Origin of the sequence: Pseudidiomarina marina (assembly GCF_044807045.1) — a bacterium.
Lineage (GTDB): Bacteria > Pseudomonadota > Gammaproteobacteria > Enterobacterales > Alteromonadaceae > Pseudidiomarina > Pseudidiomarina marina.
Genome location: NZ_CP085233.1, coordinates 1,400,110 through 1,424,564 on the forward strand (window position 1 = coordinate 1,400,110; position 24,455 = coordinate 1,424,564).

The 24,455-nt window shown below is 47.3% G+C and carries 16 protein-coding genes; 8 read left to right on the plus strand and 8 right to left on the minus strand.

What is annotated here, in order from left to right; translation table 11 throughout:
- Positions 1 to 43 precede the first annotated feature (43 nt).
- The 4 genes from LG272_RS06605 to mfd are packed head-to-tail and all read right to left on the minus strand — an operon-like array spanning position 44 to position 6,885.
- Positions 44 to 1,834: an ExeM/NucH family extracellular endonuclease gene (locus LG272_RS06605; protein WP_404407454.1), complete on the minus strand. Its 1,791-nt coding sequence runs from the start codon at positions 1,832 to 1,834 to the stop codon at positions 44 to 46.
- Positions 1,806 to 2,297, minus strand: coding sequence for a MarR family winged helix-turn-helix transcriptional regulator (locus LG272_RS06610; protein ID WP_126758561.1), 492 nt, complete (start codon positions 2,295 to 2,297; stop codon positions 1,806 to 1,808). The genes LG272_RS06605 and LG272_RS06610 overlap by 29 nt, the downstream gene beginning before the upstream one ends.
- Positions 2,298 to 2,335: 38 nt before the next feature.
- Complete coding sequence (locus tag LG272_RS06615) at positions 2,336 to 3,421, minus strand: CsiV family protein (protein WP_157980789.1); 1,086 nt, start codon at positions 3,419 to 3,421, stop codon at positions 2,336 to 2,338.
- Between the two features lie 2 nt (positions 3,422 to 3,423).
- A complete protein-coding gene (gene mfd, locus LG272_RS06620) occupies positions 3,424 to 6,885 on the minus strand; it encodes a transcription-repair coupling factor (protein ID WP_404407457.1) in 3,462 nt (1,153 codons plus the stop codon).
- A 118-nt stretch (positions 6,886 to 7,003) separates the two neighbouring features.
- On the opposite strand from mfd, the gene LG272_RS06625 reads away from it, so the two are divergent.
- The 3 genes from LG272_RS06625 to LG272_RS06635 are packed head-to-tail and all read left to right on the plus strand — an operon-like array spanning position 7,004 to position 10,176.
- Positions 7,004 to 8,245, plus strand: a complete 1,242-nt coding sequence (locus tag LG272_RS06625) for a lipoprotein-releasing ABC transporter permease subunit (RefSeq protein WP_404407459.1) — start codon at positions 7,004 to 7,006, stop codon at positions 8,243 to 8,245.
- Between the two features lie 12 nt (positions 8,246 to 8,257).
- Positions 8,258 to 8,944, plus strand: coding sequence for a lipoprotein-releasing ABC transporter ATP-binding protein LolD (lolD, locus tag LG272_RS06630; protein WP_126758565.1), 687 nt, complete (start codon positions 8,258 to 8,260; stop codon positions 8,942 to 8,944).
- A 2-nt stretch (positions 8,945 to 8,946) separates the two neighbouring features.
- Positions 8,947 to 10,176: a lipoprotein-releasing ABC transporter permease subunit gene (locus LG272_RS06635; protein ID WP_404407461.1), complete on the plus strand. Its 1,230-nt coding sequence runs from the start codon at positions 8,947 to 8,949 to the stop codon at positions 10,174 to 10,176.
- On the opposite strand, the gene LG272_RS06640 is transcribed toward LG272_RS06635, so the two are convergent.
- Complete coding sequence (locus LG272_RS06640; protein WP_126758566.1) at positions 10,166 to 10,720, minus strand: DUF2062 domain-containing protein; 555 nt, start codon at positions 10,718 to 10,720, stop codon at positions 10,166 to 10,168. The genes LG272_RS06635 and LG272_RS06640 overlap by 11 nt on opposite strands.
- A gap of 55 nt (positions 10,721 to 10,775) precedes the next feature.
- Here LG272_RS06640 and LG272_RS06645 point away from each other — a divergent pair, with 55 nt between their 5' ends.
- The 5 genes from LG272_RS06645 to kdsB all read left to right on the plus strand — a co-directional run bounded on the left by LG272_RS06645 (position 10,776) and on the right by kdsB (position 16,820).
- Complete coding sequence (locus LG272_RS06645; RefSeq protein ID WP_404407463.1) at positions 10,776 to 13,052, plus strand: DNA internalization-related competence protein ComEC/Rec2; 2,277 nt, start codon at positions 10,776 to 10,778, stop codon at positions 13,050 to 13,052.
- Between the two features lie 84 nt (positions 13,053 to 13,136).
- Positions 13,137 to 14,882 (plus strand): lipid A export permease/ATP-binding protein MsbA, encoded by a 1,746-nt coding sequence (msbA, locus tag LG272_RS06650; protein ID WP_126759346.1) that lies wholly within the window; start codon positions 13,137 to 13,139, stop codon positions 14,880 to 14,882.
- Positions 14,883 to 14,884: 2 nt separating this feature from the next.
- Complete coding sequence (gene lpxK, locus LG272_RS06655; RefSeq protein ID WP_404407465.1) at positions 14,885 to 15,871, plus strand: tetraacyldisaccharide 4'-kinase; 987 nt, start codon at positions 14,885 to 14,887, stop codon at positions 15,869 to 15,871.
- A gap of 2 nt (positions 15,872 to 15,873) precedes the next feature.
- The gene (locus tag LG272_RS06660; RefSeq protein ID WP_126758569.1) at positions 15,874 to 16,071 is read left to right on the plus strand and encodes a Trm112 family protein; all 198 of its coding nucleotides are present in this window, start codon (positions 15,874 to 15,876) and stop codon (positions 16,069 to 16,071) included.
- Positions 16,068 to 16,820, plus strand: a complete 753-nt coding sequence (kdsB, locus tag LG272_RS06665; RefSeq protein WP_404407468.1) for a 3-deoxy-manno-octulosonate cytidylyltransferase — start codon at positions 16,068 to 16,070, stop codon at positions 16,818 to 16,820. Before LG272_RS06660 ends, kdsB begins: the two co-directional genes overlap by 4 nt.
- Here kdsB and LG272_RS06670 read toward each other — a convergent pair.
- Genes LG272_RS06670 through LG272_RS06680 form a run of 3 tightly spaced genes read right to left on the minus strand, consistent with a single transcriptional unit; the run spans position 16,798 to position 24,169 of the window.
- Entirely contained in the window at positions 16,798 to 19,854 is a 3,057-nt protein-coding gene (locus tag LG272_RS06670; RefSeq protein WP_404407470.1) for an efflux RND transporter permease subunit, read from the minus strand. The genes kdsB and LG272_RS06670 overlap by 23 nt on opposite strands.
- A complete protein-coding gene (locus tag LG272_RS06675; protein ID WP_404407472.1) occupies positions 19,851 to 23,075 on the minus strand; it encodes an efflux RND transporter permease subunit in 3,225 nt (1,074 codons plus the stop codon). The genes LG272_RS06670 and LG272_RS06675 overlap by 4 nt, the downstream gene beginning before the upstream one ends.
- Complete coding sequence (locus LG272_RS06680; protein WP_126758573.1) at positions 23,072 to 24,169, minus strand: efflux RND transporter periplasmic adaptor subunit; 1,098 nt, start codon at positions 24,167 to 24,169, stop codon at positions 23,072 to 23,074. The genes LG272_RS06675 and LG272_RS06680 overlap by 4 nt, the downstream gene beginning before the upstream one ends.
- Positions 24,170 to 24,455 lie beyond the last annotated feature (286 nt).

A 24,455-nucleotide genomic window follows, 5' to 3' on the forward strand; every position in this document is an offset into this window, starting at 1 on the left:
ACAAAGACCTATTGTGTGACAAGCGTTGATTTGTTTTATCGAATTAAAACTGAATATCAGCGTAAATTGGATCGTGATCGGATGCGCGGTAAGGCGAGGGCGCGTACCAATTGTTATTTACGTCTGCATTGTTGTACTGCAATAGTGTTGGCTCGTCTGCGTTGATAGACCAAATGGCTTGATGAACGACGCGAGCCGCCAGTTGGCTCGACACTAGTAAGTGGTCAAGGCTTCCCGCCTGAGCATCATAAACATAGCTGTAGGCATGGGGATTAAAAGCGTCGATGCGATTATAGTAGCCGTACTGAAGGAATGTCTGAATCGGCTCTTCTTGTGCGTAAGCATTAAAATCGCCCATCAATACACGCAACGGGAAACGCTTTAAATCAGCATGATTGTCAATGAATTCGGCTAAAAGTTCGGCTGATTTAGTGCGCGCTTCATTCCAACAAGCTTGTCCGTCGTTTTGATTGGCATTGGGATTGCTACTCTCTCTCGGGCAGCCGCCTTTTGATTTAAAGTGATTGACCGCAATAACCAAATTTTCGACGGTATTTGTAGGCGAAAATCGTTGAATAATTGGCAATCGACTAAGTCGGCCGAAAGGTGGTGTTGTTAAGGTTAAAGGCTCACCTTGAGGCGTCACTCTATCGCTACGATAAATAAGACCATTGGTGATAGCATCATCCCCTAGTTTTTCAGGGGCAGCTTGCACAAAACGCCAAGGTTGGCCGGTGGCTTCTGCAAGAGCTGTTGTTAATTCCGCAATGGCACTATGACTTGTGTACCCATCGTTCTCTAACTCAAGCAAACCGATGATATCAGCGTTAAGCTGACTTAACGCTGCAATAATTTTTTCGTGTTGACGGGCGAAATCAGCCGTAGATTTAGCCCCCCGATCGGTGGGGAACTGTTTATTCGGGCCTTCGCCATTAAAATAATTCAACACATTGAAAGCAGCAACGCGAACGGTATTCGCTGCCGGAGCTTCAGGCGCAACTGGACGCGGATTGGTTTGAGAAATTTCGACACTCGACGTTGGCTGTAAACGATAGCTGCCGCGAAAATCGCTAAGAATGCCGTGCAGTGGTGCTAGGGTGTCGCCACTTCGCACTGTATTGGATGCCGTAATAGTCTGTTTCAGGCTCGACGGTAAATCTGAGTTTGGTGCCAAATTATCGTCAATAACGAGTCGAGCTAGTGCGTTCGATTTTGCCTGTGCACGTGCTTCAGCTCCAGGCCGATGGTGTTGGGTCGGGGTGAATAGACGTTCGTGCGCAACATCAATTTGCCCATGTCGCAACAGCTGGTAGTGACCATTAACAACGAGATTTTGATTGATGTGAACCGGCATCCCTTCAAGCGCTTCAAACTGCTCTGTTGAAGTTACAGGCAAGTTGAGAACAGTTGCTTCCACCGAATAGCCAGAATCGCATACTGCGTGATGAGTCAGGTTTGTGAGTTGTGTTAAGTCATTGGATTCAGCGACGGTACCCGTTAAATAGACCCAATCACCTGGTTGCAGCCGTGGGAGATTTTCATTGGCCTGCACAAATAATCCTTCAGACGTTAGCGAATTGTCATCGCGATCGTCTGGTTTGCTAACTAGAAAAAATCCGCCAAGTTCAGCTTCACTTTGCCAATTGCCAGTGACAATACCGCGAGTCGTGACTTGTTGGCCTGTTAGCGGTGATTGGAATCCCTGACCTTGAATAGCGTGAATAGGGGTGACATTGCTATCGCACAGTTCCGGCTGTGTAACTTGCGCACAATTTGCCAGAGCGAGTATCGATAATGTCGTGAAGCTAATGCGAACGATATTTTTTTTGTTCATAGGTTCCTACTTCAAGTACATCAGCAGCATCGAGCTTTTCAGCATCCATCATGGCTGCAATGCGTTGCATACCGGCCACTAGTTGCGATTGTTCCCAATCGGCTAATGACTGAAATTTGTGAATGAAATCTTCTTGTAATGGCCGTGGCGCTTCCGCAAGTCGCTGTTTGCCTTGTGCTGTTAAAGACAGTACCACTCGCCGCCGATCTTCTGTGCTGCGCTCACGATGGATTAACTCGCGATGTTCTAGCCTGTCAATCACGTTACTTACCGTTGCAGGGCTCAAGGTAATATTTTGAGCGACTGAACTCGCCGTAATTCCGTCAGGTGCAGCGGCAATCTCTCGTAAAATTAATAACTGCGGTGCGGTTAAGCCAGTGCGCTTGTTTAGTTGCTTGGAGTACAAGTCTGTTGCGCGAATGACTTTGCGTAGGGCCAACAGCAGTTCTTCGTACTTTTCCATCGCAATTCCTATGCTCTATATTATGATTCGATGAACGATTAGCGTCGAGCGGATAAATCAGTACGTCGAATTTGCACCACTAGGCCAAGTTTTGGATGGTCAAAATAATGCGTTTCATGACTGATAACTCGACGTAGTTGATCGAGTCGATAACTGCGCAAAAAGCGCGAAGTTGAACGATCAGTTTGTAACGCTTGCTCGACTTGTGCCGCTAATTCACGCTGGTTAAAGCGTACTTGCTGCGGGCTGCGTAACTCAAGATCGCTATCAATATGTAGATAGTTACCGACTAAGTAAATATGCAGGGTGCCATCAAGCTCCCAAACTGGCTCTGCGCGTTGTGAACGCGATCGTTCTGGAATTAATGGGGGTGGATTTGGCGTACCATGATCACGATAACTAATTTGAATCTCTTGTTGATTAACCTGCGAGAGCAGAGTTTCAAGCTCTTCAAATAATTGAGGCTGTTGCTCTTCATCCACAGCTGCGCTCTCAACCAGAGCAAATGGTGGCTGCTCGTAGCCACTCGGTAAAAATTCTTGGCCAAAATTACGACCACCGAAAAGACGAATCTTATAGCCTTCGCTCCGCGTAAATACGGGCGTGCGATAAGTAACGTGTAACAGCGGAGTACCCACGTTACGGCGAACGAGTTGCTCTCTGAAATCATCGAATAAGTGCGTATCTGCCGGTAGCAAATAGGGACCAGAGCTGGTAAGCATATCACCACCATCACCATCAATGATTTGTGCAGGAGCTTGTTCAAAACCACTTAGAATGCGGCTTGGCTGATACCAAGGCGCAGCGAACGGGTCGACTTCGTCAGCTTGAGCACAAAAAACAGGACGTATCGTCAGCGTTTCATCTTCTTCGGGACATAACGAGAGATCATTAAGTAGAGCAAAAAAGTTCGGTGCATAATATTTAGAAATGGGGTCGTGACGCGCTTCAATTTGACGCGGCGGATGCCATGGGAATGCTTCAGTATCACTATTTGGAGCTTGTTTAAACGCTAACACTTCCACTTCAAACCAACGCCAATCAGTTGGTGTTTCTTGAGCGATAGCCAGCGAACCAGAGCCTAATCCAAGTGAAAGAAGAGCTGTGCGCAACCAAACAGTCATAGTCATCCTCGTGCAAATTCGTCCAGTAGTGACTCTACCAGTTTCAGTCGTGCTTGAGTATCGTCAATTTTACGAAGAATACGTAAACGCGTTGGCCCTTCAAGGCGATACTCGTTCGGTTGCTGTTGTATCAACTGAATAAGTACTTGTGGCGAAACTTTGGTATCGGCAGCGAATTCAACGTTGACGCCATTTGGGCCACCATCAATTTTTCGAATACCAAGCTGCTGAGCACGACTGCGAAGTTCGGCAACACGAACCAAATTCTTAACCGCATCGGGTAATAACCCAAACCGGTCAATTAACTCAACTTGAATCTCGTGTAACGCTTGGGTGTTATCGCTACTGGCAATGCGTTTGTACAAACTCAAGCGAGTATTAACGTCGGCGATATAGGATTCTGGTAATAATGCTGGTACGCGCAAGTCAATTTCTGTTTGGGCCTGTAGCAACTGGTCGAGTGCTGGCTGTTTGCCTTCACGTAGCGCTTTAACGGCTTGCTCAAGCATTTCCATGTACAAGGTAAAACCGATGGTTTCTATTTGACCACTTTGTTCGTCGCCTAGGAGTTCGCCAGCTCCGCGTATTTCCAAATCATGAGTTGCCAGCATAAAGCCAGCGCCTAAGTCTTCGAGCTGTGAAATGGCTTCTAGACGCTTAAGTGCATCCTTGGTCATTCGTTTCGGATTTGGAGTGAGTAAGTAAGCGTAGGCTTGATGATGTGAACGGCCAACGCGACCTCGCAGTTGGTGCATTTGAGCGAGACCCAAATGATCGGCACGATCCATGATAATGGTATTGGCTGTTGGTACATCGATACCGGTTTCAACAATGGTGGTACACACCAATACATTATATCGCTGGTGGTAAAAATCGGACATGATGCGCTCAAGCTCACGCTCTCGCATTTGACCATGAGCAACGGTAATACGAGCTTCTGGCACGAGTTGCGCTAAGGATTCAGCGGTTTTTTCGATAGTTTCTACGTTGTTGTGCAGAAAGTACACTTGCCCGCCACGCAAAATTTCCCGTAGCACAGCTTCTCGTATAGTTGGTTCATCATATTCGCGAACAAAGGTTTTCACGGCTAAACGTTTTGCCGGTGGCGTCGCGATAATGGATAAATCGCGTACGCCGTGCATTGCCATGTTCAACGTACGAGGTATTGGTGTCGCAGTAAGCGTGAGAATATCAACATCCGCTCGAAGTCGCTTAATTGCTTCTTTTTGGCGCACGCCAAAGCGATGCTCCTCGTCAACAATAAGCAAACCGAGATCGTGAAACTTTACGTCGGCACTGAGTAGTTTGTGAGTACCGATGACTAAATCGACTTTACCTTCTGCCAAATCCGCAAGAATTTTCTGAGTTTGCTTAGCGGTTTTGAAACGAGATAGTACTTCAACGCGGATTGGCCAGTCGGCAAAACGGTCTTTAAAATTCTCGTAGTGTTGCTGAGCCAGCAAGGTTGTTGGAACTAACACCGCAACTTGCTTGTTGTCGTTCACCGCAACAAATGCAGCACGCATTGCCACTTCGGTTTTACCAAATCCAACATCACCGCAAACTAATCGGTCCATGGCACGCGGTGCTTGCATATCCGCTAACACACCAGCGATAGCCGCGAGTTGATCATCGGTTTCTTCAAAAGGGAAGCTGCCGGCGAAACGTTGATATTCTTCTTGATCAAGCTTAAACGGATAACCTGGTTTTGCTTCGCGACGGGCATAAACGTCGAGCAATTCAGCAGCAACATCGCGAATTTTCTCAGCCGCTTTACGCTTGGCTTTTTCCCATTGGTCATTGCCAAGTTTATGCAGTGGTGCTGACGCTTCTTCGCCACCGCTGTACCGACTTAGCACATGAAGCGCTGCGACGGGTACGTACAACTTACTGTTATTGGCATATTCGATGGTGACAAATTCCGTCGTGACCCCGCCGGTATCGAGTGTTTGTAGCCCCTGATAACGGCCGACACCATGATCGATATGGACGACAGGTTGACCAATACGCAACTCAGCGAGGTTGCGCACCATATTCTCAGCATTGACGGTCGCCTTTTGGTCGCGACGTCGGCGTTGGGCAATGCGCTGCCCGAGCAACTCGGTTTCTGTAATGACAAGAAGTTTTTCTTTGCTCAATGCAAACGAATGTGCGACGGGACTGATGCTGATTGCGTAGGGCGTTTTACTCGTTGCGAATTCGTTAAAATGCTCAACTTCTTCTAACCCGAGTTGCAGGGGGGCTAGAAGTTCGCGCAGCGTTTCGCGCCGGCCCGCCGATTCAACGAGGAAAATGACGCGTTGTTGTCGCGCTTCTTGTAAGCGTTGCGTTAACTTCTCGAGCGGATTTTTTAATTGGTGATTAACAGCTATTTCGCCAATTGGCTGCGTGTGAAATTCTTTCGGGCCCGGTTGTGGTTTATCGCTAGGAACCATGGCGCGTATGCGGGGCATTGCTTTGAATGCCGCGTGAATTTGGTCTGCCGCTAAAAAGAGTTGCTGTGGCGGTAGTAACGGCCGCAATGGATCATAGCGACGCTGTTCGTAGCGCTGGTTAATGTCATGCCAGAGGTGATCTAAGCTACCCTGTAGGTCGCCAAAGGTTACTAATAGGGTGTTAGTCGGCAGGTAATCAAAAATACTTGCTGTGTTTTCGAAAAACAGCGGCAAGTAGTACTCAACGCCACCAGGAAACTGCTGATTTGAAACTTGCATATACACCGAGTCACGGGCATTTGAAGCATCAAACTGATCGCGATATTGAGCACGGAATAACTCGATAGCGGTCGGGTTCGTTGGAAATTCATGAGCCGGCAATAAATCTATGGCGTCGATTTCTCCCGCCGATAGTTGTGTGTCGGGGTCAAACAAACGAATCGAATCAACTTCGTCATCAAAAAAGTCGATGCGATAGGGTTGGCTACTGCCCATCGGGAACAAATCAAGCAATGACCCACGAACACAGAACTCACCATGTTCCATGACTTGTGCAACGTGACGATAACCTGCGCGTTCTAAGCGTTGACGTAAGCCGTGAATATCGAGTTTTTGACCTTTATTCACTTGTACCGCTTGTCCTGCAACGTAGTCAGTTGGTGCAATTCGGTGCATTAAGGTGTTCAGCGACACGATCAAAGCACCGCGCTGCATGTCGGGTAGACGAGCAAGCACGCTTAAGCGTTCTGAGATAATATCTTGGTGTGGTGAAAAGCTATCATAGGGTAGCGTTTCCCAGTCTGGAAACACCATGACCTGCTGGCGCCAGTTGGGGGCAAAATATTGCACCTCATGCTCTAATCGATGCGCTTGCGGTGCATCGGGCGTAACAATTAAAACCGGGCCATCGTGTTGTTCTATCAATTGCCCAAGCGCAAGTGCAATGCTGCTTCCAGCGAGGTTTTGCCAAGTTATATCTTGACGCGCAGATGATGGTTTTGGTGGCTTAAATGGAGACGCGGTGGTCATGAGTTATGAGTTTCTCTACTGCTAAAAACAAATTGCATAGGAGTATACCGTAACTTGACGCTTGGATCAGTGCCCAGTTTTCTTTATGCTTGCTGCGCAAAGTTATTTAGGAATCAATATGTTTAAGCCTGCAGCATTTTTCTTGGGATTACGATACAGCCGAGCGCGCCACGGCAATCGCTTTACGCGGTTTATCAATCGGTTTGCCTTAGCCGGAATTTTAATTGGCGTGGCAGCGCTTATTATCGTAAGTTCGGTGATGAATGGCTTCGAGCAGCAGCTTAAGCAACGTATTCTCGGGGTTGTGCCGCAACTGACAGTGACAGAAGTTAAGAGTCCACAGGTGAGTGATTGGCAGCAGTTGGCAAAGCGCATTCCGCCGTTACGTGAACAAATTGGTGTGGTTCCTCAGGTCAGCAGTGCAGGGGTCGTACAAAGCAGTGGTCAATTGCGCCCAGTGGTTATTCAAGGGCTATTCCCTGATGTTGCGGATGCCGATGTACAATGGCAACCGCTGCGTCAGCATTTGCTTTACGGCAACCTTTCGGCTCTCACTGAAGGAAGTTACCAGATAGTATTAGGGCAAGCTTTAGCACAGCAACTTGATGTTTGGCCTGGTGATAATATTCGTATTATTGCAGCTGCAGGAGGCGTTTACACACCATTAGGTTTAATGCCTGCTCAGCGTCAGTTCAAAGTGGCAGCGATTGTTTCGATGCAATCAGAAGCGGATAGTCATTTACTGGTCATGCATGGCGCCGATGCCGCACGTTTATTGAGGCTACCCCCTGAGCACGTTTCTGCGTTACGCTTCTATTTTACCGATCCATTTGCCGCGCTCAGCGCCGAGCGTGATGTGCAGGCAGCACTCGGCGATGATGTGATAACACAAACATGGCGAGAGCAATACGGTGAATTGTTTGACGCGGTAAGTATGGAAAAGCGCATGGTTGGACTCATGTTGAGCCTAATCATTGCGGTAGCGGCCTTTAATGTTGTTTCGGCGCTCATGATGGTGATTCAAGATAAACGTTCTGACATTGCCATATTACAAACCATGGGATTACGGCGCTCGCATTTATACGCGATGTTTATGGTACAAGGCGCAACAAGCGGTGTGCTTGGAAGCCTGGTGGGGCTAATAATTGGCGTTGGGATAGCGGCGAATCTCAATGAAATACTCACCACGCTACAAATTGATTTAAGTTTTACTGGGCAGGCAGGGCTTCCGGTACTCATGGAGACTGGGCAGATTAGCTTTATCGTTATCGCTGCTATAGTTCTGACACTCCTTGCCACGCTTTATCCTGCTTGGCGTGCTAGCCAAGTATTGCCAGCTCAAGCATTGCGTTATGAATAAAAACTAGAAGGATTGCACAGCATGTTGATGGAATGCCGCCAGTTATCGCGTAGTTATCAAGACGGTGACCGCGAGTTGCAGGTTTTAAAAGATGTTAATCTGACCGTTCATGCTGGTGAGATGCTTGCGATTGTCGGTAGCTCGGGGTCGGGCAAAAGTACGTTATTGCATTGCATGGGCGGCTTAGATAAACCGACCTCAGGCGATGTACTGTTTGCTGGCTATGCCATTCAAGATTGGTCAGCGAATCAGTTGGCCGATTGGCGTAATAAAGAGCTTGGGTTTATCTATCAGTTTCATCATTTATTGCCAGAGTTTACCGCACTGGAAAACGTCGCGATGCCGCAATTGATTGCGGGTGTTACTACAAGCGCGGCGAAAGCAAGGGCTGAACGATTATTGCGCCGTGTTGGTCTGGCTGAGCGATTGCAGCATCGTCCCGCAGAGCTCTCAGGTGGTGAGCGACAGCGTGTCGCGATTGCGCGCGCGTTGGCGAACTCGCCACGATTAGTGCTTGCCGATGAACCAACGGGTAATTTGGACGACAGTACGGCAGAGCAAGTGTTTGAATTGCTTTTGGAATTAAACGAAGAATTCGATACAGCATTTGTCATCGTCACGCACGATAATGCTCTCGCCGCGAAACTTCCGCGTACTTTAACTCTTCATCACGGCCAGTTGGCTCAAGCGGAGAGTTAAGGATGATGCAACGGTTGCGGTTGACGTGGCAATTAGCTCGGCGGTTTCGTAATCGACGCGAACGCAGTGGCTTCGTTTCGTTTATTTCAGCCTCATCGACGCTTGGCATCGCGCTGGGTTGTATGGTTTTTATCGCCGGTTTGAGTGTCATGAACGGTTTTGAGAAAGTGTTGCAAGAACGCTTTCTTAGCTTGATTCCTCACGTTGAATTTACGGCTGTTAATCAACAGCTGGCAGACCCGCAACAAATAATATCGGCCAGTTTAGAGCACCCGAATGTGGTCAGTGCCATGCCGGTGATTCGTACGCAAGGAATGGTGCAACAAGGTGCCAGATTTACTGGAGTACAAGTTCAGGGAATCGATACAGAGCAAGCACAAGCTATTCAAGAGTATATATCGCATAACACCTGGCAGTCTCTATTAAACGTGCCGAACGCTGTCGTTCTTGGCGTCAAGTTGGCGGAAAAGCTGAAAGTTACGGCTGGTGATACCGTGATGTTATTAGTGGCACAAAATGCGAATTTTCGTGAACCTAAGCGTGTGCGCTTGAATGTGCAGGGCACATTTGAATTTGGTGGACAAGTCGATCATCAATTTGCTTATGTTTCACTGGCTACTGCGCGTGAAATGGTCGGTATCGAAGCTGGCGCGACCGCGGTCGAGTTGAAACTGAATAACGTGATGCAGGCTCAGCAAGTGGCGAGCGAAGTAGGTTACAGCATTAAAGATTATGTTTATCTTGATCATTGGATGCGCTCGCAGGGGCATCTTTATCGAGACATCCAGCTAGTTCGAATGGTGATGTATTTAGTGTTGATTCTGGTATTGGCCGTTGCTTGCTTCAATATCATTTCAACTTTGATCATGACGGTACAAGAGAAACAGCGACATATCGGTATCCTGCGCACCATGGGCTTACGTGGTAAGCAAATCATGCAAGTCTTTGTGTGGCAAGGCCTACAGAATGGCCTCATTGGTACCGTATTAGGTTCGATTGCTGGGGTTTTGTTAACGCTCGTTTTGCCAGATTTAATGAGTTGGCTACAGTGGTTGAGCGGAGAAAGCTTCTTGGCGAGCGATGTTTACTTTATTAATCAAATACCGGTGCACCTGCAATTGAATGACGTAATACTTGTCACCGTTGTGGCACTTATCATGAGCGTTTTTGCAACGTTATATCCGGCATGGCGTGCAGCGAATATTGAGATTGTTCAAGCAATTAGTCATTAGATTCGTGTTTGGCGCGGTGCTTTGCTCTTTCTAGCATTTTCTGAGCTCGTTCACGCCAAGCACTGACAACCGACTGTCGCCATAACAGACTAATTGTGAAGTAGCCGATAATACTGCTGATAACGGCCATGATTAAGCAGCCGAGCAAAAATGCAGGACCAATAGTGGCGATACTTTGCGCTAACCATTGCCACGACAATTCAAAGCTGAATCCTTGCGCCGGCTGTCCAAGTATCCAGTTACCTAATAAGTAGCAAAAGTAGAATAAGACGGGCATGGTAATTGGGTTAGATACCCATACTAACGCAACTGAAAGCGGCAGGTTTACTCGAAAAGGAATGGCCGCCGCGGCAGCAAGTACCATCTGAAATGGCACTGGGATAAAGGCAAAAAATAGCCCGACAGCGAAGCCTCCCGCAGCCGAACGACGATTGAGGTGCCACAAGTTCGCATCGTGCAACAATTTGCCGAAGACTTTTAGGCTTTTGCTGTTTCTCACAGTTTCATGCTTGGGCATGATGCGCTGAATAAACTTGCGTGGCATGTTTAATCCGTCTTTACTCTGACTGAAATTACTTTAACAAACAGGTACAACGTCCATGGATAGGTGGTTGTGCGCAGCGCTTATTGGCTATGCTTTAACCTTTACTTTTAGCAAGCCAATGACCATTCAACAATGGTTGCTTCTTACTACTTTAGTCGCTGTTTTGTCGTGGCGTCGTTTCGGTATTCGTCGATACACCAGTGTATTAGGCTGTGTATTGTGCGGCATAGCGTGGGGTAGTGGCAATGCTTATTTGCATCAAATTACGCTGATTACTGGCGATAATTTGGGTAAAACTGTGCCATTGATGATGACGGTCACAGAAATCACCCAGACTCAGCCAGACTTTTGGCGCATCCAAGGAACGGTGAACAATATCCAAAACCAGCGTTTATCGATGCCAGCAACAGTCCGATTAAGTTGGTACGAACCGCCAACCCAAATTTCCCCACCTCAGGCGGGGACAACTTGGCAGTTTCAGGCTCGTTTAAAAGCACCTCAGGGAGTACGAAATGATGGTGGGTTTCTTTATCATCGTTACCTTACAGGTCAAAAGATTCATGCTTTAGGAAGCATTCGCTCGGGGAGTTTCGTTGCTGGAGAGCCTAACTATCGCCAGCAAGTTTACAATCAGCTTGCTGCTTTTGAAAAGAATCTCAGCCAGTTCGGAATTCTACAAGCGCTGACGCTGGGTGAACGACAAGCATTGGCGGCTGAACAATGGCAAACTTATCAGCGAACCGGGCTCGCCCATTTAATTGCAATTTCAGGTCTGCATTTAACGCTTGTTGCCGCTGGTGTACTCTGGCTTAGTCGAAAGTCGATGCGTTATTACGCGCGCAGCCGTAGTCGTCGAGAAACGACGAATAGTTGGGTTTGGGCAACCTGTATTGCGCTTACGGTCACATTCTTTTATGCCGGCTTGGCCGGTTTTGCAACCGCTACGATACGCGCATTTGTCATGTTTTCTGTGGTTATCATTCACAAATACTTTGCGCTTCATACCCCGTCTAGTCGCGTGTTGCTTAGAGCTGTCGCTGTAGTGATATTGGTATATCCATTGGCGCCATTGCAAAGTGGATTCTGGTTATCTGTCGTGGCGGTCGCAACCATCCTGTTAATGAATTGGCGTTGGCCCATCATTCAAGGTCGCTGGCGTGGTGTTCGCGCTCTTTGGCGTCTTGAGCTGACGCTTACGTTCGCTATGTGGCCGTTAACCGCTATGTGGTTCGGTGGTTTACCGATTTTGGCGCCGCTGACTAATCTCGTCGTCGTGCCGATCGTAACTTTCTGGGTGCTACCGCTAAGTTTGCTCGGCTTATTTTCGCTAGTAGTTAACGCTGAAACGATATCGCTTTGGCTATTTAGAATTGCCGAACTACCGCTTAGTTATGCCGAACCAATATTGAATTATCTGGCTAATTCATCGTGGCAATGGTTGCCTGCGCACCTGACTGGGCCAATTATTTCCGTAGTGGTGCTTGTGTTGACGTGGGTGTGGCCATGGCATTGGCGCTACAAGATAAGTTGTATTGCGGTCTTTTGTCTTGGGCTAGTTATTAGGTATCAGCTACATCAATACGATACCCAAGTAAAATTCCATATTCTCGATGTAGATCAAGGTAGCGCCATCGTTATAGCACAAGCCGACGAAGCGGTAATTGTTGACACTGGTGCCAATTGGGAACTTGGCGGTAATATGGCGGAACGTGTGATTTTACCGTTTTTGCAGCAACATCACTTGACGCCTGTTTATGGTTTTGTGAGTCACACTGACAATGATCACCAAGGTGGTGTTGCTACTATCGCCGCACGATTTCCCGCCCTACGTTGGTTTGGCAGTGGTCATGGCTTGCCTTGTGTTGCAGGTCAAACCGGTCAGTGGCGCCGAGTTGCTTGGCAAGTGTTGCATCCGCGTCGAGTAACCAACAATGAGCACAATGATGATTCCTGCGTATTGAAATTTATGATTGGTGAGAGCTCGGTGCTGGTACCTGGCGATATTACCAAGCGTGCTGAGCGGTCTTTACTTGCGCATATTGCCCCCGTGCAAGCCGACATTCTGGTGTTAGCGCACCATGGCAGTAATAGCTCCAGTGAAAACTACTTTTTGCAGGCTGTTTCGCCATACTTGGCCATTGCAAGTCGAGGTCGGAATAATGCGTATGGCATGGTTGCAGAACAGGTGAAACAGCGGCTTGAGGCATTGTCCATTCGACTTGTTGATACAGCTCGCGGAGGGCAAATTACGGTTACTTTCGACCAACAAAAATGGTGGATTGACCAGCCGTGGGCAGGTACCAATCGAGCATGGTTTGATGCGGATAACTAGCCAGCCACCGGTGAAAGCGGTTAGAATGCATGTATTGTTGAACTTTATAAGAATTGCATGAGCGCTGAAAACATTCTTGAAAACATGACCGAAGCCCAAAAGAAGCGAACGTTCCGACGCTTATTGAGCTATATAAAGCCGTATCGTGCGGCGTTTATCTTTTCAGTTATCGCGATGATTGGCTATGCCGCCGTTGATACATTTTTCTTTTCGCAAATTGAAACACTGATTGATGAGGGCTTAACCGAACAAGATTCGAAAATCCTAATCTATGGGGCTATTTTCGTACCTTTGGTGTTTATCGCTCGTGGCACGTTTAACTTTATCTCGACCTATCTACTCAACTGGGTTGGCTTTCGTGTCATCACCACGCTGCGTCAACAATTGTTTGATCACATGATGAAGCTACCGGTGTCGTTTCACGATCGCCATTCTACTGGTGATCTGCTATCGAAAATCACCTACACCACACAGCAAGTCGCAGAGGCCAGTTCACGCGCCATTTTAGTTCTGATTCGCGAAGGTGCATTCGTGGTCGGTTTGCTGAGTTTGATGTTTTATATCAGTTGGCAGTTGTCGCTGGTATTTCTTGTCGTCGGTCCATTAATTGCTAAAGTTGTTTCCGTGGTTTCCAAGCGTTTCCGCCAAGTATCGCGGCGTATCCAAACCGCCATGGGTAATGTGACAACAACTGCCGAGCAAATGCTCAATGGGCATAAAGTGGTGGTGATGTACGAAGGTCAAAAGCGCGAGTCGAAGCGTTTTCTTGACATTAATAACGTGACCCGCAATCAAAATATGAAGCTGATTAATGCGCAGACAGTCAGCACGTCTTTAATTCAGCTCATTGCATCGTTTAGTTTATCGATGGTTTTGATATTGGCGAGTTACCCAGAAATGCTTGAGCAGTTATCTGCAGGTGCGTTTACGACATTACTAACCTCGATGATTATGCTGCTTCGCCCTTTGAAACAGCTCACGACAGTGAACAGCGATTTCCAACGCGGTATCGCAGCAGCGCAGAGTATTTTTGAGGTGCTTGACGAAAAAGCTGAGCCTAATACCGGCACTTACGTAGTCGAGCGCGCGAAAGGGCATATCCGTTTTGAAAATGTAACATTCACCTACGATGAAGCCGAATCGCCAGCGCTTGATCATGTGAGTTTTGATGTGCAGCCAGGCAAAACGTTAGCCTTAGTAGGTCGTTCAGGAAGTGGTAAATCGACGATTTCTAATTTGTTGACGCGATTTTATGCGCCACAAAGCGGGAAAATTTATCTCGATGAAGTTGATATTTACGATTACAAATTGAAATGTTTGCGGCGTCAGTTTGCTTTGGTATCGCAGCACGTCACCCTGTTTAATGACAGCATCGCCAACAACATTGCGTATGGTGCGCGCGGCGAGGTGTCGGCAGAACGCATCCGTGAAGTGGCTGAGCAAGCATTTATAACTGAATTCACCGATAATCTTCCACTTGGCCTCGATACCATGGTGGGCGAAAACGGGGTGATGTTATCGGGCGGCCAGCGTCAACGCATTGCCATTGCCCGAGCATTGTTACGTGATGCACCTATTTTGATTTTGGACGAGGCAACATCGGCATTGGATACGGAATCTGAGCGACACATTCAGAAAGCGTTGAGTCGTCTACAACAAAATCGAACCTCAATTGTTATTGCTCATCGGCTTTCGACGATTGAAAACGCCGATGAAATCTTGGTTATGGAAGAGGGTAAAGTGCTTGAGCGTGGCGATCATCAGACATTGTTAGATAAGCAGGGCGCCTATTACCAACTTTATAGTTTGCAGTTTAGCGGGGGCGAGTAATCATGTTCTGGCAGCGGGCTTGGTATCGATCTGGCCTACATCCGTTGTTGCTGCTTCTATTTCCATTACATGCGCTGTTTGTAACCCTAAGTACAGTGCGGCGCTGGCTTTATCAGGTCGGTTTTCTTGCTATCTATCGAGCACCAGTTCCGGTTATTGTCGTGGGCAATATTAGTGTTGGTGGAACGGGTAAAACGCCAGTAACTGAAGCGCTAGTGCAATGGCTCAAGCAACAAGGGTACTCACCGGCAATAGTTTCCCGCGGTTATGGTGCGAAAGGCCCGTTTCCGCAACTTGTCACTGCTACTTCATTGGCGCAACGTGTCGGCGATGAACCCAAGTTACTTGCGGTTCGCACTGGCGTTCCATTAGCGGTTAGCCCAAATCGTCAACAGGCCATTGAACTTATTCTTCAGATGTTTCCGGATACGGATATTATACTGAGTGATGATGGGTTACAGCATTATCGACTTGCTCGTGATATTGAAATTGCGGTGGTTGATGGCAACCGTGGCCTCGGAAATGGCTGGCGTTTACCGCTTGGACCGTTACGTGAGCCAGCCAAACGGTTAGCCGAGGTTGATTTTGTTGTACAAAACGGCCTAACTCAACATAACTACGGTTGGCCTTTTACTTTGCAGCCACAGAACTGGAAGCGGGTAAAAGATTCCATTGAAGTTACTCCGCCACAGGGCGAGTGTGTTGCAATTGCTGGCATTGGGCATCCACAACGGTTTTTTGATACGCTCGAGCAACAATCGATAGTGCTTAAAGAGTGTATTGAATTTGCTGATCATCATCCATTTTCGGCGTCAGATTTTGCGCAAATTGACGACTCATTGAACGTCTTGATGACTGAAAAAGATGCAGCGAAATGTCAATCGTTTGCGAAAGATAGTTGGTTTTATTTGCCGGTGTCGGCGGAATTTGATGAAGGTTTTTGGCAGCAGCTTCGGAAACGTCTGCAAGATATAGCATCCAAGGAGTAAGTATGGCGGTCGATGAAAAAACATTAGCTATTTTGGCGTGTCCTTTGTGTAAGGGAAAGTTGATTTGGGTTGCTAAAAAAAGTGAGCTGGTGTGTCGTGGCGATCGTCTCGCTTATCCGGTGCGCAATGATATACCGATGCTACTGAGCCATGAAGCTCGAGAATTGAGCCGAGAAGAGTTGGAGCAATTACCATCATGAGTTTCACTGTCATTATTCCCGCACGCTATGCATCTTCACGCCTACCGGGTAAACCGTTGGCGATGATTGGTAACAAAACCATGATTCAGCGCGTTTATGAGCGCGCGGCAGCAGCCGGCGCAGCTGAAGTCATAGTTGCAACTGACGATCAGCGAATTATTGACGCGGTTGAGGCTTTTGGTGGGCGCGCCATGATGACCGCCCCACACCACAACTCAGGAACTGAGCGAATTGCCGAAGTGATTGATTATTTAGCAATTGCTGACGACCAAGTGGTGGTAAACGTGCAAGGTGACGAACCATTTATTCCTCCAGAAATTATACGCCAAGTAGCGGATAATCTGGCGAATCAAAAAGTTGCTCAAATGGCGACTCTCGCCGTACCAATTTCTTCTTTAGAAGAAGTGCAAAGCCCGCATGCTGTAAAAGTTGTGACCGACGTCAATGGCTATGCACTATATTTCAGTCGAGCACCGATTCCATACGAGCGTGATGGGTTAACCCAAAATCGTCTTGGTGAGCTTGCAGACTACCGCCGCCATATTGGTATTTATGCTTATCGTGCAGGTTTTGTTTGGCGTTATGTAGAGTGGGAGCCAAGCCCGCTTGAGCAAATTGAATCACTCGAGCAACTGCGGGTACTTTGGTACGGTGAACGCATTCACGTCGCGGAGGCAATTGCACTGCCGCCGGCTGGCATTGATACACCAGCCGACTTAGCGCGTGCTAATCAGGAAGTAACTGACTAACTTTTGCTTGAGCATGCTGGCACAAACGGTGCCAGCGTGCCCGCATACCAATCAAGCGTGCGTACGCGTATGGTACCAAGAACAAACTGGTAATGGTCGAGAATACCAAACCGCCGATAATTGCGATCGCCATCGGTGCATAGGGAGGGCCATCGCCACCAATTTGAGTGGTACCAAATGCTAACGGCAACAAGCCCAAAACAGTGGTTGAAACAGTCATCAAAATTGGCCGCAACCGACTGACACTTCCTTCGATTATGGCTTCCTGCAGTGTTGCGCCGGTATCGAGCAGATGGTTGATACGATCAACCAAGACAATTCCATTATTCACCACAATTCCCATGAGAATTAGAATACCAATCATCGCCATAATCGAAATTGATTGACCGGTAATGAGAAGAGCCCAGAACACCCCTACAATTGAGAATAACAGCGAGGTAATAACCGCTGTTGGTAGCAAGAGCGATTCAAAAAGTGCCGCCATAACAATGTAGATAAGCGCTACGGCAAGCAACGTATTCACCAGCATCACGCTCTCGTTTTCACGTTGACGTTCGAAGCTACCATCTAAACTCCAGAGATAGCCTTGTGGCAACTGCAACTGACTTAACGCAGCGGTAATCTTATCGCGCGCTTCATTGGTGGTGAGATCGTTTAAGTTCGCATCAATGGTCAGTGAGGTGCGTCTATCGGTGCGACGAATTTGACTCAATCGAGGTTGTTTCACCAACGTCGCAATGTCTTGTAGTGCAACGATTTTATTATTGGTCTGTAAAATTGGAAGGTTGTATAGCGCTGGCAGCGAATTTTCCAATTCCTTATCAAACGCAACACGCAGATCAATCTCGCCATTCGGATCACCACGATACGAGCGTAGACGCTGGCCACGTAGAGCTGTTGAGACCGTTTTGGCAACCTCGGCAGAGCTTAAGCCTAGGTTGTGAACGCGCTCGCGATCAATGTTGATAATCAGTTCAAATTGTCCAGTCTCCATTTCCGTTTGAACGTCGGTTAGCCCCTCGATAGCACTGAGTTTAGGTACAATATCGGTCGCCAACCGTTGCAACATTTCGGTTGATTGGCCACTTAATGTCACGCGCACACCATCACGCCCACCACCAAAGCCAAACTTTGGCTCACTACGCAGTAATTTGGGCATGTCTTTGCGGATTCGTTCCATTAAATCAACCAGCTTTTCATCCCGATTCTCCTTTAATAATAAAGTTGAGACTGCGTAATCAGGCGTGTAATAGCTGTACACCGCATCGATATCGAAACTATCTTTATTCGCATAGAGATAGTTTTCCAACTGCGTGACCTCATCTTCAACTTCGGCAAGGCTGTACTTCGTGTGAAGATTGTAATTGATAAACAAGCGGTCATTGAAACCTTGCGGCCCCTCGTCACCACTTACACCGGCGAAAGGAATTACGATGCTTGCTAGTAGCAGTACCGCAAAGAACCCGGTCCAAATTGGATGACGCCAACTCCATTCAAGCGCTTTACGGTAACGTCGCGGTGGTTGTTGTGGCTTTATTTTTTTATTACTAAAACGCCGCAATTTGGTAATAAGTAAAGGTACTAGCGTTTGCGACAGCAACAATGAAGCCAAGAGCGATAAACAAATTGCGATTGCAGTATGCTCTAAGAAGATAGTGATATCGGTTTTTTTACCGAAGATATTTGGTAAAAACACGATTGCTGTGGTGAGTGTGCCAGCTACAACCGCTAACGACACTTGTCCAACGCCATCAACGGTTGCCTGCTCGGCATCAGCACCTTGTTCGCGCTCGTATTGAATACTTTCCGTGATAACCACGGCGTTATCGACCAGCATCCCCACAGCCAACATGAGTCCCATCAGAGACAATACGTTTAGCGAATAGCCGAGGAAATACATACCACCTAATGCAATACATATTGCAATCGGAACACTTAGCACCACCACTAGGGTTGTTGTGAGGTTACGGAGAAATGCATAAAGCACTAAAAACGATAAGAAAGCGCCAAGCAAGCCGGCACTGACTAAATCACTGAGCGAGGTAGTGACACCCTTCGCAGTATCGTCCATAACAAACAAATTAATGCCGTTAAATTGGGGATCTTCGCGAATTTCATTAACAACCTTCATGACTCGGGCTGATACGTCAACCAAATTGGCATTGGATTCTTTAAATACTTCCATACCAATCGCATACGTTTGATCAAGGTGTCGACCATCGACTTTGCGTGGCATTTCGCGACCTATTTCAGCGATATCGCGAAGTTTTAATCCCGGACGAATTGGGAAATTACCGATATCGTACTCGCTCTGAAATTCGCCGACAGGGTTGACCAAAATGCGCTGATTTTCATTCTCGATAAATCCAGCGGTAAGCGAGAAGTTGGCACGTTGCAACGCTGCCGTGATCTCTGCTGGATCAAGCTGATGAGCCAGTAACGACGATTGATTGAGTCGAATTACAATTTGTTGCGGGTCGACACCGTATAAGGTTACGCGCGAGACGCCATCCACTCGCTCGATAGGTTTTCGTAGGCTACGATCAAGAAGGTCGTAGGCGTTGGATAGATCACGCTGACTACTGATACGTAATTGAAATACTGGCATATCTTCAGTATTGAATTGGAATACCACAACGCGGTCGACATCATCCGGCAATAAATGCTTGATGGCATCGACTTTTTCACGCGCCTCAATGCTTTTTGTGCGAATATCCTGACCCCATTCAAACTGCAGCAATACTTGCGCGTTATCGGACGTCGATGTCGAGCGCATTCGACTCACATTACTCAGGGTTGCCAACGCTTCCTCGAGTGGGCGCGTAATCAATCGCTCGACCTCGGCAGGCGTTGAGTTTGGATACGCCACTTGAACAACGACCTCAGGGATTTCGATGCCGGGAAATTTTTCAAGCGGCAGTAGGCGTGAGCTTATGGCGCCAAGTAGCAGCATGGATAAAAAAATCATGCAGGTGGTGACTGGACGACGTAACGCCCAGCGCGCTAATGCTGAACCGATTTGGGCGGCGTTCATACGTTCGTCTCCGCAGTCACAGATTTACGATCAACAAGGAGGTATAAACACGGAATGAACAACAGTGTCAGTAGTGTTGAGAATAGCAAGCCGGCAATCACACTAATCGCCATTGGCGCACGAATCTCCGCACCTTCACCCAGTCCAATCGCTAATGGCAGTAAACCAAGTACCGTGGTGAGCATCGTCATAAGAATGGGTCGAAGACGTTGCTGCGCAGCCGTATATACTGCTTGGTAACGCTCTACGCCCTCTTGACGCAATTGGTTAATACGATCAACTAAAACAATCGCATTGTTGACCACGATACCTGCGAGCATGATTAAGCCGATGAAGACAATGATGCTTAATTCGGTTCCCATCAAATACAGGCCAAGTACTGAGCCAGCACCAGCTAACGGAACAGTGAATAAGATAAATAACGGGTGTAGCAACGATTCAAACTGTGAGGCCATCACGAGATACACTAAAAACACCGCTAGCACTAAAGCAAACTGCAGTGAGGTAAACGAACGCTGCATGTCTTCATTTTGTCCTGCAACCCGCGCTGTAATGGTGGGGGGCAGTTGAGTTTCGCTCAACAGTTGCTGTGCATTGGTCACAGCACTGCCAAGATCGCCGTAATCTAGATTCGCTTCAACAAGAGCAGTACGTTGTTGACCGATGCGAGTGATCTCGCTTGGACCAACAACAGGAACCACCTCGGCTACTGCCTGTAAAGTAATTTCACGCGCTGCGCCTGGATTAATGATGACCTGCTGCAAATCGCGCATCGAATTGCGGTCCGCCGACTGACTGCGAACTAAAATATCGATTTTACGGTCGTCTAAGCTAAATTGACTGGCGACACGCCCACCGATTTTGGTGGCAAGTAACTCCGAAACTTCTGCACTAGTTAAACCGTATTGACTAAGCTTCGCATGGTCAAAATAAACCGCTAATTCCGGTTGACCATCGGTCATATTGACGCGGATGTCAGTAAACTGCGGATGCTGATCTAAGGATATCCCAAATTGTTGGGCAGCTTGTTGCAATAAAGCTAGATCGTACCCGACGAACTCGATGGTAATTGGACTTGCGAAACTAAATAACTCCGGCGAACCGAATTTAGCCATGACACCAGGCATGGATTGAACCGCTTGGCGCAGCTGACTTTGTACATTTTCGATAGCCACTGCATTGTGATCAGCCATCACAACATTGAGCCGTCCCCATTGGTTACCGCTTTGTCCGGGCGCTGCATTGAGTAAGCTCCCAGTGCCGGCAATGGTATAATAGCGGTCAACCATACTATTAAGTTCTTCAGAGTTAGCAATGACTCGCCCGAGCTGTGCCAACACGGCGTCGGTCTCATAAATGGTGGCTCCAGGTTGTAACTCGACTTCTACGAAGAATTCGCCTTGCGCCATATTCGGCAACAACGCGACCGGTAGGCGTGGGAGTAAGGTGTAGCAAGCTGCTGAACTAACAAGAATAATACCTAAGGTGACACCGGCGCGATGTAAAGCGACGTTAAGAAGCTTCTGATAGCTCGACTCAAGTACGCGATAGGCCGCATTAAATACTTTTAGTAGCGGTGTTGTGACGAAGGTAAATAGTTTTGAGCCGAGGCGAGAAATAGCAACTATCACGCTAATCAACGCGAACGGAACCCAACGAAAAATGAGGTAAATCGGAGTTTTTAACCAAAACCGCCAGCCAGTTGAGTAAACAAAAGGCGCTGTACTGATATTAGTTTTTGAGCGGTTGCGGCTTGATAACATCGGAATTAATGTTAACGCTACAAGTAACGATGCAGCGAGTGAGAAGGTTACCGTAAGCGCTTGGTCGCGAAATAATTGTCCGGCAATACCTTCTACGAAAACTAACGGGAAAAACACGGCCATCGTTGTTAACGTGGATGCGACAATCGCTCCAGCAACTTCTCGTGTTCCGGTTTCTGCAGCAGCTTCGATGTCTTTATCCTGCTGGTGACGGGCTATATTTTCGAGTACCACAATAGCGTTATCCACCAACATTCCGACAGCCAGCGCGATACCACCTAACGACATCATATTAAGTGATACCTGATAGCCATAGAGTAAATTAAAAGTAGCAATTATTGAGATTGGAATCGCCAAACTGATGACGACAGTTGGCCATACTCGTTGTAAGAATAGGTAAATAATTACCATCGCGAGTAGGCCACCAATGATTGCGGCGTCACGAACTTCGGCAATGGCTGCGCTAATAAACACCGCTTGGTCATAGATTGGTTTAATTGTGTATTGTTCGGGCAATAATTTAGCGTTTTCAAGCTGTTTTAAATGGGCTTGTATTGCCTTAGATACTTGGACGGTATTGGCATCACCTTCTTTATAAAGAGATACCTCAACAGCTTCCATACCACCAACACGGCTGATGGCGTCACGTTCCTTGTAACTATTCTCAATAATAGCAATATCTTTCAACAGAATAGGGCGGTTGTTTCGGGTAGTTAGATAAATCGAACGAATATCATCTAGATTTTGGAATTGGTTTAGCGTTCGCACTAAATATTCAGCGCGATCCGCTTCAATGCGACCACCGGATAAATTGATGTTTTCTTCACGCAAGCGCTGTGTAATCAACGTCATCGGAATCTGCAAAGCAGCGGCTTGACGTTCGTTGACGAGAACCTGTATTTCATCTTCTAAACCACCACCGAGTCGTACCGAAGCGACCCCTTCGATACTCTCGAGCTGGCGTTTTAAATCTTCTTCAGCATAGGTTCGTAGCTGTTTTAGCGTGGAGATTGATTGCTTATCATCGGTGAGACTTAATGCCAATCGGAAAACCGGTTCTTCACTTGGATTAAATCGCAACAGAACAGGTTTTTCTAAATCGAGTGGCAAGTCGACCCAGTCAAGCTTTTCGCGTACATCTAAGCTCGCCATTTCCATGTCGGTTCCCCAACTAAACTCAAGCAGAACGTCGCTTTGACCGGCGCGAGAAATTGATTCAATACGGCGAATACCTTTAACGGTACCAAGAGTCTCTTCAATGGGCTTGCTAACTAACTGCTCAACTTCACCGGGCGCACCGCCGGGATAATCGGTACGCACAGTTAAAGTCGGATAGGCTAAGTCAGGTAAAAGTGTTACTGGAATGCGACCCAGTGATACGAAGCCGAATAACATCACCGCCAAGGTGAGCATTGCAATCGTGACAGGGCGCTTTACCGCGAGTTTGACGATACTCATGATTGTTGCTCGCTCCGAATCACTTCAACCAATGCTGCGTCTTTTAGGTTGGCTTGTCCGCTAATCACAATGGCATCACCAACGTTCAAACCATGGATGATTTCTAAGTGTGTTTCGTCTTCAAAACCAATTTGTACATCAACTTTGTGAGCAACACCGTCTGCATCTACGGTAAATACGCTATGTTGATTATCTAAGCTTTGAACAGCGTAACGAGGAACTGTTACCGTATTTTGGCGCGTTGCATAATTTAAGTTTACATGGGCAAACATGCCTGGCTTTAACAAATTATTGTGATTGTCGACATGTAATACCGCTTTGAAGGTTCCTGATTGCGTATCGACAACTGGGCTAATGCGAGCAACTGTAGCTGTTACTGTCTCATTATTGAGTGCAGTTAGTTGTAATTGCGCAGTTTGTCCAACTTTTACCCGCTGTAATTCACGCTCAGGTAGGTAAACATTGCCTTGTAAAACATCTGAAGCAACGATGTGAAACAACTTTTGTTGTTCGTATTGACGTACCAAGTTACCTGGTTTGACATAGCGATAAGCAACGTAGCCATTAATTGGCGCGCGAATCTCAGTTTCAGCTAAGTTTAACGCCGCCATGTCGTATTTTGCTTGTAACATATCAGCTTGGAAACGCAGCTTGTCATACGCATCAGCACTGATCATGTCACGCTCGGCCATATCTTTAACGCGTTTCAGTTCTTGTTTGATGGAGTTCAATTCTGCACGCGCTTGGGCTACTTGAATACGGTATTCATCATCACGCATACGGGCAAGAAGTTGTCCAGCCACCACATAATCACCTTCTTCAACCAAAATGGTTTCAATAATGCCCGTCGCCTTACTGGTAACGTCAGCCTCATCGCGCGCTTCAAGTGTTGCGGTTGATGTAAAGCTAGACGTTATTTCACCAGCGACAACCGTTTGAGTGGCAACCGGAATACGAGCAACTTGAGCCTGCTCTTGCGCTGCTTTAGTTTCGTTGCTGGCGCCGGCATCACTGCAGGCACTGGTAGTAAGTGCGAGAAGTGAAGCCAACGTTACTGCAAGAAAGCGATTGGTGTGTGTGTGCGTGTTCATCATCTTGTCCCGATTTCGTTCGTTAATCGTTATTCGTAGCCCGGCGTTCTACGCCGGGGGCCAATCTACAACATTCAAAACTGTCTGTTACGACATGGTACTGATACGTATGCATAGAACGTGCCAATTTTAATGGTGGCGTATTAAAAAGTTAGCTAACCCGTTGTATTAAAGCGCTTCTGGAGGTGTCGTGGTGTTTTAGATGCACGCTGTAGGGAAAAGGTTTATGGGGATTTAGAAATAAAAAAAGCACTCCGAAGAGTGCTTTTCACTAATTAGTGGTGAAATT